This is a genomic window from Pelotomaculum sp. PtaB.Bin117, from assembly GCF_002067195.1.
Lineage (GTDB): Bacteria > Bacillota > Desulfotomaculia > Desulfotomaculales > Pelotomaculaceae > Pelotomaculum_D > Pelotomaculum_D terephthalicicum.
The window spans coordinates 1-11,752 of sequence record NZ_MVQM01000083.1; the positions used below are offsets into that span (position 1 = coordinate 1).

General features: G+C 53.1%; 9 protein-coding genes. 3 read left to right on the top strand and 6 right to left on the bottom strand.

What is annotated here, in order from left to right; translation table 11 throughout:
- A partial coding sequence (locus A4E54_RS05565) for an O-antigen ligase family protein (protein ID WP_286724903.1) occupies nucleotides 1–502 on the top strand: 502 nt, incomplete at its 5' end.
- Complete coding sequence (locus A4E54_RS05570; RefSeq protein ID WP_240081729.1) at nucleotides 495–977, top strand: DUF4330 domain-containing protein; 483 nt, start codon at nucleotides 495–497, stop codon at nucleotides 975–977. The genes A4E54_RS05565 and A4E54_RS05570, both read left to right, overlap by 8 nt.
- A 136-nt stretch (nucleotides 978–1,113) precedes the next feature.
- On the opposite strand, the gene A4E54_RS05575 is transcribed toward A4E54_RS05570, so the two are convergent.
- The 6 genes from A4E54_RS05575 to selA all read right to left on the bottom strand — a co-directional run bounded on the left by A4E54_RS05575 (nucleotide 1,114) and on the right by selA (nucleotide 8,400).
- Nucleotides 1,114–2,382: an LCP family protein gene (locus A4E54_RS05575; RefSeq protein ID WP_240081730.1), complete on the bottom strand. Its 1,269-nt coding sequence runs from the start codon at nucleotides 2,380–2,382 to the stop codon at nucleotides 1,114–1,116.
- An 86-nt stretch (nucleotides 2,383–2,468) separates the two neighbouring features.
- A complete protein-coding gene (locus A4E54_RS05580) occupies nucleotides 2,469–2,876 on the bottom strand; it encodes a hypothetical protein (RefSeq protein ID WP_240081731.1) in 408 nt (135 codons plus the stop codon).
- A 92-nt stretch (nucleotides 2,877–2,968) separates the two neighbouring features.
- Nucleotides 2,969–4,066 (bottom strand): polysaccharide pyruvyl transferase CsaB, encoded by a 1,098-nt coding sequence (csaB, locus tag A4E54_RS05585; RefSeq protein ID WP_240081732.1) that lies wholly within the window; start codon nucleotides 4,064–4,066, stop codon nucleotides 2,969–2,971.
- A gap of 52 nt (nucleotides 4,067–4,118) precedes the next feature.
- Nucleotides 4,119–4,856: a WecB/TagA/CpsF family glycosyltransferase gene (locus tag A4E54_RS05590; protein ID WP_240081733.1), complete on the bottom strand. Its 738-nt coding sequence runs from the start codon at nucleotides 4,854–4,856 to the stop codon at nucleotides 4,119–4,121.
- A gap of 207 nt (nucleotides 4,857–5,063) precedes the next feature.
- The gene (gene selB / locus A4E54_RS05595) at nucleotides 5,064–6,983 is read right to left on the bottom strand and encodes a selenocysteine-specific translation elongation factor (RefSeq protein WP_286724910.1); all 1,920 of its coding nucleotides are present in this window, start codon (nucleotides 6,981–6,983) and stop codon (nucleotides 5,064–5,066) included.
- 1 nt (nucleotide 6,984) lies between these two features.
- Nucleotides 6,985–8,400 (bottom strand): L-seryl-tRNA(Sec) selenium transferase, encoded by a 1,416-nt coding sequence (gene selA, locus A4E54_RS05600; RefSeq protein WP_286724912.1) that lies wholly within the window; start codon nucleotides 8,398–8,400, stop codon nucleotides 6,985–6,987.
- Between the two features lie 485 nt (nucleotides 8,401–8,885).
- On the opposite strand from selA, the gene A4E54_RS05605 reads away from it, so the two are divergent.
- A complete protein-coding gene (locus A4E54_RS05605; protein ID WP_286724914.1) occupies nucleotides 8,886–11,726 on the top strand; it encodes a phosphoribosylformylglycinamidine synthase subunit PurS in 2,841 nt (946 codons plus the stop codon).
- Nucleotides 11,727–11,752 lie beyond the last annotated feature (26 nt).

The window sequence follows — 11,752 nt, forward strand, 5'->3', positions numbered from 1 at the left end:
CCCCGCCACGATTATCAACCGGTTGTCTACAATCACTTCAACTAAAGATACATCCAACTTGTACCGTTTGGATACCTGGCAGTCAACCCTGTCCCTGCTTAAAACTCACTGGGAAACCGGGGTCGGGCTGGGGAGAAAAGCCTTTGCCCGAGTGTACTACACGCATATGATTAATTCCAACGTGGTTCCCCACTCGCATAACTTGTATTTACAGATTATCAGCGAGTTTGGTATACTTGGCTTGGTGGTTTTTGGCTGGCTGTTTGTAGGCATATTCCGCCTCGGGCTTAAACTAAGCGCGGCAGGCAGCGCCGGCGCAAGAAGCCTGAACGCGGGAGTAATGGGAGCGCTGGCGGGGTTTTTATTCCACTCGCTAGTGGATTATTTTCTCTGGTATTACAAGCTGGGAATTTTGCTTTGGTTGCTGATAGCAATCGTTCTTGTGCTGGAAAAACTTACGGCACAACAGATCAGCTCTGAAAGGAATGAGCAGAATGCATAAAAAAAAGGATAACGTAAAATTTAATTTTGTGGATATTATTATCATCGGCCTAATCCTTGCCCTATTCGCGGCCGGCGTGTACAAGCTAGCATTTGTGAACCGGGCGCTGGCTTTACAAAACGGTCATATCGAATTTAAGGTTTATGTTGAGAAAGTGCGCATTCCTACGGCAGAGAGCATTAAAGAAGGACAAGCCGTGCGAGACGTACAAACCAACATTCCGCTGGGAAATGTCGTTAAGAAAGAGGTTTTTCCGTATCAAGAGGCCGTGCCTACGCTTGACGGCAGGGTTGTGCTGGCTGATGTGCCGGAAAAATATGACGTGATCATCACTATAGAGTCACCGGCCGTCGTAACAGACAACACTATTATGATCGGCAACAAAGAAATCAAAATCGGCGCGCAAATAAACGTTAAAAGCAATGTATTTTCTGTAAACGGAACTATTTATGGCGCGACTATACTAAACCAATAGCAAAGACAAAATGAAATAAAAAAAAGAAAAAAAGGCTTCTCATTTAAAGAGAATTTAAAGAGAAGTCCTTTTTTTCTATTCGGGCAGTTAGCTTTCATTTAGCTTTCGGCTAATTTCTCAGTTAATTTATGAAGCTTTAAGTTTTTGCCTTCGCCCCCGGTATGCCGGGGTTGACTCCTTCTTTGCTCTGGGTGGCGTCAGAAGAAGCATCTGGTTTACGGGATGTTCCTGTGCCGGCGCTGCCGGTATCTCCAGGCGTAATAGTGATCTTGCTGCCGGTGGAACCACTGGTATTGCTGCTTTTTGCGCCGGTTTTACCTGACTTGTCAGTAGTCGTCTGCCCGCCAGTCTGCTTGGTCCCGTTCTGGTCCTGCTGCGTTTGGGTGCCGGGCTGCTGTTTCGTCTGGTCGGCAGTGGCTGCTGTTTCACTTGATTTCTGGGAAGTTGCCTTAGAACCGCTTGAGCCGCCGTACTGGCCGCTCAGCGGGGTAGTCAGCACGACATTGGTCTCTGTTTCCCCTTTGAAGAGTTTTGCCAGCACCTGCCTGGCTTCAGCAGGATCCACTCCCCAGTAACTCCCTCCATTGATATCCAGCAGCCGCCCGGGCAGAGTCTGGGCGACAAAATTGCCGTTCTCCATGTTCTTTGAAGCCGACGAAGCCAGTTTTAATAAATCCGTCGCAGGCAAGTTGGTTTTTACATAACGGTTGATTTCAGTGACCAGTCTGGGCAACTTGGGAATGGTGCTGGCTTGAAGCATTTCTCTGCCCAGCGCCATTAAAAACTTCTGCTGGTGCTGGGTACGCTCGATATCCGCCAGCGGGTAATCCCGGAAACGCACGTACTGCAGCGCCTTGTCACCGTCAAGGTGCTGTACGCCCTTCTTCAGGTGAATCCCTTCGCCAGATTTATCCATATCTTGTTCAACATCATAGGTTATGCCTCCCAGGGCGTCCACGATATCTTTAAAACCGCTGAAATTGACAAGCACATAATATTTTATCGATGTGCCAAGCAACTGCGAGACAACCTTCGTGGTAAGCTCCGGCCCGCCGTAGACAGAAGCGCTGTTGATCTTATCCATACCATAGCCTGGAATGTTCACCCTGGTATCCCGCGGGATGGAGAGCAAGGCCACCTGCTTGCTCTTCTGGTCGACGCTGGCCAGGATTAACGTGTCGGTGCGGGCCATGGTTTCGCCCTTCCTGGCGTCTATACCCAGCAGCAGCACGTTTAGCCTTTCGGGAGTAGGTTCAAATATATTAGGTATATCTATATCCGGAGTTTCAAATGGAAACATATCTTTCAGCAGCATGCCGCAGCCGGCCAGCACCGTCAACAACAACAGGCAAATAACCACAAAAGGCGTTTTCCTTCTTAATTTTCGCCGCCTGGTTATCCTCATCAACTCACCCCATTGGAATAACACTTTACTAAGCTGTTATCTGTCTAATTGTTTAAATCCTGACAAGGGTTCAACATTTCTCAAAGCTACCGCACCGTCGCCCCGCCCCGGTACATCACCACAGCCGGCGACTGGGCTTTCACGCCGCGCCCGTCGTCCCTGGGCACTACCAGCAGGTGATTAAGCGGCGCCGCGCTGCCGGCATGAATATCCGCACCCCCGGTGACATCCGGAATGCCGTTGCCGGTTGCATCGACTACAACCGCCTGTCCCCGCCTGGTGATAAGCTCCGTCCCGGCATGGCCCTGCAAAATCTGACCTGTTTTTAAATCAACTATTTTCCACTGCATATACTGGTCGACATAGCTTTGAGTGACCAGCGGGTCGCTGCTTCCGCCCGGTTCATCGTCAGCGCCGGCAAAAGCGGCATAACCCAGAACAGAAATTACTATAACAGCAAGCAAAACGATAAAAACCGTCTTAAATTTATTCATGACAATCAAACCCTCCTGTTGCAGAATTCGACACAAGCCGGCCCAATTCCTCCCATATCAAGACAACTTATACCGCCTTTATTATATAGACGTTAATCAGGCCGAATAAGTTCGACAGCCAGCGAGGCATTTTTTAAAGCCTGCTTACGCAAGAGAGCCACCCGTTCTTGAAGATCCGCGCTTATTTTTTCACGGTTGCGCACAGCATGCTTTATTCTCAAGGACAGCTCGTTATATTCGAGGCATTCGGGACTTAAACCAGTTGGCAACCCGAGCGACTGTAGAAAACGGTTCACTTTCGGGTCATAGGAAATACCAACTACCGGAACGCCGAAAATCGCGCTGAATATCAGAAAATGAAGCCTCATACCCACCGCCAGATCAAGGTTGGCGGCAATAGACAGCAATTCCTTGTATTTTGTTCCGGAGCCAAGCATGAAAGGAGGTTTTCCACGCATCAGGGCGGCCACCTCCCGGCATGTCTCAATGTCTACCGGGTTATGCATCGGGATCAGCAGCACCTGCCATCCTTGCGCCGTCAAATCGTCGGCCGCTCTGGCCACCACTTCCTTATAACGGCTCAGACCCTTCCACGGTATTACGGACAAACCGGCTACGGGACCGCCGCCCACGCCGAGGGAGGCAAGAATCTTACGCCCTTTTTCAACGTCAATCAGAAGCGGCTCCAGACCAAGGACAGGATCGGCAGTCACCTGCACATGCGGGCGTTTAACACCCAGAGAAACAAGTTCACTTTTTGAATCGGCATCACGTACGGTGACAGCGTTAACATGATTAACCACAAGCCGCACCGCCGTCCTGCCTAAAGCGGTGTGCACAGGCCCGATACCCTGGGCGTAAAAGAAAACGGGCTTGCCGATAAGCACAGCCATTGCGACAACGCCTAAATAATAAATTATGCTGCGGGGACTGGTCACATCCTGCAAAAGCCCGCCGCCGCCGCTGATTAACATGTCCGCCGCCTTAATGGCTTGAAAAACCTGCCAGGGATTGTTGCGCGAAACGGAGCGGACATCAAATTCCCGGGTGGTGTAACCCGGTTCCCGGGATAATACGGTAACTTCCAGGCCGGGCATTACACCTCTGAGAGCCTGTAACATAGCATGCAGGATCGCCTCGTCACCACTGTTATGAAAACCATAATACCCTGAAATTACCACTTTGGGCATAAATGCTCCCCCAGGAAAACCAGTTAATTAATCTTCAAACGTCAGACAGATGTCACCGCGTCCGCCTTTTAAATCGGTACTCCCTGAGCACCAGCCAGGCGAACAAAGGCAGGACGGCCTGGCGGCGCCAGCGTGAAGGATCTTTTACCAGGCGGAACAGCCACTCCAAATGCAAGCGGCGGATCCACCGCGGCGCGCGGCGCACTTTTCCGGCCACAACATCAAAGCTGCCCCCCACCCCAACGGCAACAACCGCTCCGGTTTCCTGGAGATTTCTATCTATCCACCACTCTTGTTTCGGCGCCCCAAGCGCCACGAAAAGCAGGTCGGGGCGGGATTCCCTTACTATCCCGGCTACTTCGGCTTCTTCATTATCTTTAAAATATCCATGGTGGACACCGGCGACTCTTAAGCCCGGGTAATCCAGACTCAACCTGGCGGCTGCCTCCTCCGCGACTCCCGGAGCCGCGCCGAGCAAAAAGATACTCCACCCCTCCACAGCCGCCTGTTCGACCAGGCGCATCATCAAGTCAATACCGGTGACCCGTTCCGGCACCGGACTCCCGGCTACCCGGCAGGCCCAAACAATTCCAACTCCATCCGGGGTTACCAAATCGGCGCGCCCGGCCAGTTTGCACAGTTCCCGGTCAGCCCGCGCACGATATAAAAATTCAGGATTAATCGTCACCACCCGGCGCGGCAGTCCGTGACGAATATATTCCGCAATCCGTCTTACCGTTTCTTCAAGATCTAAGGCGTCTATATTTATCCCAAGCAGGTCGACCTTCATACCTGTTGAATTCCTTTTTCTAATTTCTTTAAACTTTCTTTAATTTAATATCCGGCAGTCACAATGATCATACCTAATGATGACGAACCGTTCTCACATTCCTGATTCCTGCCCCCTGAGCATTTATCTTTTTAACGTTATCAACGTTGCTTTTTACTATTTTAACATAGTATTCAATTAACCTCCAGGCATCAGTAAGTACCTTGATCAGCCCAATGCTTTGCCGGGCAGCCGTTTGTCGCCGACCCGCCGGGTAATCCGCTCCTTGTCGAAGTACTCGAGCAAGGGCAGGGCATATTTGCGGCTCGTCTGTAAAAGATCGCGCAGCTCACGTACCGTAATCTCACCATTTTCACGCAAAAAGCCAACAACCTTCTGTCTGACCATACTGAGAGTTTCATCAAGAAAATAAAGATTTTCGCCCACTTTTTTTAGTTCACCGGTTCTCAAGAAATACTGCAGCAGTTCCAAACCAGCGTTCTCGCTCAAGCCCGCCGTGGCGGTCAGTTCGCTCCATGCCGGGGGCTGAAAGCAGGCTTCGGCCAATTCCTTCCTGATCCGGTCAATTATCAAACTCATTTTCGGCTCTGAGCCAGAAACGAAGGACGGACTGGCAACCGCCTGAGCCGTGCAGCGGACCAGTTGATCATTTTCCAGGGCAGCCAGCAGAAATTGAAAAACTTTATTATTCAGCGCGGGAAATTTCCGGGAACGAAGTTCTTCTTTAGGATACCCTTCCCGCAGGGGAAACTCGCGGTGGTAGGATTCCAGCATTTGCTGCAGCTCACCGGCCAGACGCCGGTATACTTCAATCAGCGCCAGGTAGACTTTCCCGTCGCCGGGCACTATCTTAACCTTGTCCTGAAGGGCAAGCTCTCGTGCCAATTTATCGGTCTCGGACACTTGGAACCCTGTCCCTGCCGCCGCGTCCATCAATTCAGGCAATCCGGGATTGCTCCGCAAATATTCTTCTAAAATCTCGGCCGGCGTACCCCGCTCCCGGGTTTCCAGAGCCTTCAGCACTTCGCTGCGAAAGCGCTTGTGCTTGCGCCCCGGCGCCGGGTCAATGACAATCCCGCCGCCGATAGTCAGCATAGGTGAATAAGACCGGAGCACAAACCGGTCCCCCTTGACCGCGGCCGTCTTTTCTTGCAGCTCAATCTGGGTATAAGCTATCGCTCCTGGTTCGAGTTCTTCCCGGTCCAGCAACACGACCCGCCCCAGGATTTCACCGGACCCAAGATGAAAACGAACCGGAGCCCGGTTTTTCAGCGGCCTGACGGCGCTTTTGAGCAATAATAAATGCACGTCCAGCCGGTATGACGGGGTAAGACTGTTTACACCCGCCACCACGCTCCCGCGGCTGATTTGTTCGACCTCCAGACCGGCCAGGTTGGCCGCCACCCGCTGTCCGGCCCAGGCAAAATCGACTTTTTCACCATGTGACTGGAGAGACCGCACCCGGGCGATCAGTCCTTGCGGCTGTACTTCCACTGAATCACCAACCCGGATTTCACCCGCTACCAGCGTTCCTGTCACCACTGTACCGAAACCCGTGACGGAAAACACCCGGTCCACGGGCAGCCTTGGCGGGCCGGCTGCGGTTTTAGCCGGAGTTTCCTCCGCCACACGGTCCAGCAGCTCAAGCAAGCCGCCGATGCCTTGACCGGTCACAGCAGAAACTGTTACCAAAGGAGCATCCTCTAAAACCGTGCCCTTTAAAAAATCCTGCACTTCTTCTTTTACCAAACCAAGCCATTCCTCATCCACCAGGTCGGCTTTGGTCAGCACAACAACACCCTTTTTTACCTGAAGCAACTGGATGATATCCAGATGTTCACGGGTCTGGGGCATTACTCCTTCATCAGCGGCAATCACCAGAAGCACCAGGTCAAAGCCGCCGGCTCCGGCCAGCATATTCTTGATAAAGCGCTCATGCCCGGGCACATCAACAATGCCGGCCTTGCGTCCGCCCGGCAGCTTCAAGGCGGTAAAACCGAGCTCAATCGAGATACCCCGCTCTTTTTCTTCTTTCAGCCGGTCAGTGTCAACACCAGTCATAGCTTTAACCAAGGCTGTTTTACCATGATCGACGTGACCGGCAGTCCCGATAATCAGGTGTTTCATTTTAAATCACCTTTCCTATCGCCGCCGCCAGCGCCGGCAATTCATGATCACGCACGGTACGGACATCCAGAATCAAGCTGCCGTCTTGCACCCGGCTCATTACCGCCGGTTTTCCCCGCATCAGGGCTGACTGCAAGTCGCCGGCAGAAGTCGCGCGGGAATTAATCTTCACAATCGCGGTAGGCAGTTCAGCTGACGGGAAGGAGCCGCCGCCCACCACGGAAAACCCCTTGCCGACCTCAACTTCCGCCTTGTTTTCCACGGCGCCTCGCACAAGGCCGGCCAAACTCTCCGCTTTTTCTGTCAATTGGCTTGAACCAGCCGCAAGCATCTGCAAAGTCGGTATTTTTTCAACAATAAGCTCCTCATCCAGGTATTCCCGCAAGGTAGCCTCCAAGGCCGCCACAGTCATCTTGTCGACCCGGATCGCCCTTAGCAGGGGATGCTTTCTCATCTTATCAATATAACGGCGTTTTCCCGCAATTACGCCGGCCTGCGGGCCGCCCAGCAACTTGTCTCCACTGAAGGTAATCACATCCGGTCCCGCGGCCACTACCTCCCGCACGGTAGGTTCTCCCGGCAGGCCGAAGCGGCTCAAATCAAGCAGAGAGCCACTGCCGAGATCGGACATCACCGGCAGGGAATAGGCACGGCCAATCTCCACCAGCTCATTTATCGTGGTTTCCCTGGTAAAGCCAATGATCCGGTAGTTGCTGGTATGGACATGAAGCAGCAGCGCCGTTTGTTCGTTAATCGCCTTCCGGTAATCATCGGGATAAGTTTTATTGGTGGCGCCGACCTCCACCAGTCTTGCGCCGCTCTGGGCCATTACCTCCGGAATACGGAAAGAACCCCCGATCTCTACTAACTGGCCTCTGGATACCACGACCTCGCGCTCTTTAGCCAGTGTGCTCAGCGCAAGAAGAACCGCCGCGGCGTTATTGTTCACCACCAGGGCGGCCTCCGCCCCGGTCAGGGAAGTCAGAACCGGCTCCAGCGGCGCGTAGCGCGACCCGCGCCGGCCGGTAGTCAATTCCAGTTCCAGGTTGGAGTAACTGGAGGCTATCTCGTAAACGGCCCGCCTGGCGTTTTCGCTTAAAAGGGCCCGTCCCAGGTTTGTGTGCAGGACTACCCCGGTGGCGTTGATTACCGGTTGCAGATTGGAACATGCCCTTTTACGGACAGCTTCAGTTGTTCTTAACACAATCAAATCCAGACAACTGTTTTCATCCATATCTTCTTCAGCCGGGTCACCATCCAGGAGCCGCCGGCGCTCACCGGCCAAAGAATCACGTACAGCCTCAACCACCATGCTCCTGGGATATACGGCCAGCAGTTCCGCCACTCTATCGTCCCTGAGCGTTTCATCAACCGAAGGCAACAACCGCACGCCCTGTTCCCATGATTTTTTACTCATACAGCCCCCAAAAAACGAGAATATTATCTTCTTAACCTTACAATTATATGGCAGTTATACACCAAAAGCAAGTATCGGATCCCAGCCCGCCTTTCCACAAATGGCACAACTTATATCCCCATGGCATTAACACCCTCTGTAAAGATACCAGCGGTTATAATATAATGATTAGGAGTCAGGAGTCAGAATAAAAACTGTAATCCGTCCGGCACCACTCTGAATGTCTGCTTACTGAATGCTTGTATATTAACCCAATAATGATAAAAGAAAGCGCTCCGATTATGTGATCGCTTTATTTATTTATTGTTACTGTTCAGGTAATCAGAAATTCAGAAGTTAGACTCAGATAATTCCAGACGATAAACCATTCTATTTATTCTGACTCCTGACTTCTGAGTACTTGTTATTTATTTTTACTTCCCGGGCAGGAAATTGTGATAAATTGCCGTATTAATAGTTGCGACCACTTGGATAGGAGGTAAAAAATGATGATTCAAGAGGTGCGGGTAATTACCAAGGCTGGAATCCCCGACAGCAAGGGAGAGGAAATCCTGTACGAAATTAGCCACGCTTTAGGTATTAACACGGTGCAAAAAGTCAGAACCGCCCGCGTTTTCCGTTTTGAAGGCATTGGCGCCAGTGATGCCGCCCTGCTGGCGGAAAGACTGCTGGCAGAAAGTATTTTCCAGGATTTTTCAGTTAACAGCCCGGTGATTAACGATGCCGCCATTGTACTGGAAGTAGCTTACAAGCCCGGAGTAATGAACCCGGAGGCCGCTTCCATTATGAAATCCGCGGCCGACCTGGGCGTAGCCGGGTTATTGGCGGCCGACTCCAGTTGGGAGTATGGTTTTTACGGTGAAAACATCACCGGTGAAGATATTGAAAGAATCACCTCCAGCCTGCTGGTTAACGCCACGGTAGAGTATGTTGTGAAAGAAAAACCAAAAACCTTGATTATTCAGGGCAGGCCAGGCCGCACGGAAGTGATTCCGGTTAGACGAATGAGCGACCCCGAGCTGATTGAATTGAGCCGTGACAAGTTATTCTTAAACCTGGAGGAAATGCAGGTTATTAAAGAATACTTCCAGCGCATCGGCAGGGACCCCACTGATTGTGAAATAGAAACAATCGCTCAGACCTGGTCCGAACACTGCGGGCACAAAACATTCAAAGCCAGGTTGATCGTTGACGGCAAAGAGAAAACCCCGCTCTTGCAACGGTTGAAAAAAGCCACTGAGGAGAGCAAACACCCGCTGGTGCTGTCGGCATTCGTGGACAACTCCGGTGTAATGGAATTTTATGACGGTCAGGCTATTTGCGGCAAAGTGGAAACCCACAATTCCCCATCGGCCATTGAGCCATACGGCGGCGCCATGACCGGCAGCGGCGGCGTATTCCGCGACATCGTGGGTACCGGACGCGGCGCGAAAACACTGGCTTCAACCGATATGTTCTGCTTTGCCAGGCCCGACACGCCCGACGAAGATATTCCGGCCGGCTGTCTCCACCCGCATTACTTATTGCGCCGGGTGGTCGCCGGGGTGCGTGATTACGGCAATAGAATGGGTATTCCCACAAATAACGGCTCGGTGCACTTTCACCGGGATTTCCGCGCCAAGCCGTCGGTTATCGTAGGGGCCTACGGGATCCTGCCGGCGGAGTTATGCCGCAAAGGCCGGCCCCGGGCCGGAGACCTGGTGATTGCGCTGGGCGGCCGCACCGGGCGGGACGGCATTCACGGCGCCACTTTCTCCAGCGGGGAAATGACCGACCGGACCATCGATGTAAATTCCAGCGCCGTGCAAATCGGCCATCCCATTGAAGAAAAGCGTACGTTCGACGCCATTCTGATAGCCCGTGACGAGGGCTTGATCAGGGCCATCACTGACTGCGGCGCCGGCGGGTTCGCTTCCGCCGTCGGAGAAATGGGCGCGGCAGTAGGCGCCAGGGTTGCCCTCGACCGGGCGCCGCTGAAATACCCCGGCCTGTCCCCGTGGGAAATCATGGAGTCGGAAAGCCAGGAGCGGATGGTGCTTGCGGTTGCCCCGGAACATGCCGGGCGGCTCATGGAAATATGCCGGGGTTACAATGTCGAAGCCACCGTCCTCGGCGAATTTACCGGAGACAAGTGTTTCTCCGCCACGTACGAAGGCCAGGTGGTAATGAATCTGGAAATGGAATTCCTGCACAACGGGCTGCCCCAGCGGGTGATGGAAGCAGCCTGGCGTCCGGCCCGCTTTGCAGAGCCGCAGGCTGTTCCAAAGGCAGACTGGGAAGACCTGTTCTGCCGGGTAATGGGACACCTTAACGTCTGTTCCAAAGAACCGATTGTCAGACTGTACGACCACGGCGTTCAGGGCACCAGCGCCCTCCCTCCCTTTTCCGGCATAAACGGAGACGGGCCGAACGACGCGGCCATCATGGCGCCTATCCTAGGAAAACCATACGGGATGGTGATCTCCCACGGCCTGAACCCCGTGCTGAACATGATTGACCCTTACCATGGAAGCCTGTGGGCAGCCGCCGAGGCGGTATCCAACGCGATAGCCTCCGGCGTCAACCCGCGTGATCTGGTTCTCATGGATAATTTCATCTGGCCTTTCCCCGACGAGGAACTGCTGGGCGCCCTGGACCTGGCCGTCGACGCCTGTGTGGACTTCGTCCGCGGCACAGGGATGCCGTTCATTTCCGGCAAGGACAGCCTGTCCAGCACTTACCGGGGCAAAGACGGGACGGTGATTAAAATCCCTCCGATATTATGTATTTCAGCGTTCGGGCGGATACCGGACGTGTCCCGGACAGTGTCGGCCGATTTTAAAAAAACCGGCGCGCAAATCGTCTTGGCAGGATACCGGAATACCGCTGAAATGGCCGGATCTGTCTACTACGACTTGCTCGGTTATATCGGCAACAACCTGCCGAAGCTCAGCCCCACCGCGCTGATGCAGGTTTTTGAGGCCGTTTACGGGGCTGTAAAATCAGGAAAAGTCCTGGCCTGCCACGACATCAGCGAAGGCGGCGCGGCGGCGGCGCTGGCCGAGATGTGCTTCGGCGGCGACATGGGTGTTCAGATAATCATACCGGAGGATGAATCAGCCGAAAGCTTCCTGTTCAACGAAACGGCAGGCTGCTTCCTGGCGGAAATCCCAGCCGGCAGCAAGCCGACTGATATTTTTGGCGGCATTCCCTGCCAGGTAATCGGCAAAACAACAGACAGTAAAGTTATTGCAGCCGAACAATCAGGAAAAACCCTTTTCGAGACCAGGCTGGACAGGCTGAAAGCAGCCTGGCGGCAGCCGATGAAGGAGGTGTTCCGGCAGTGAAAAAGCCGCGTGTATGTGTTTTAAGA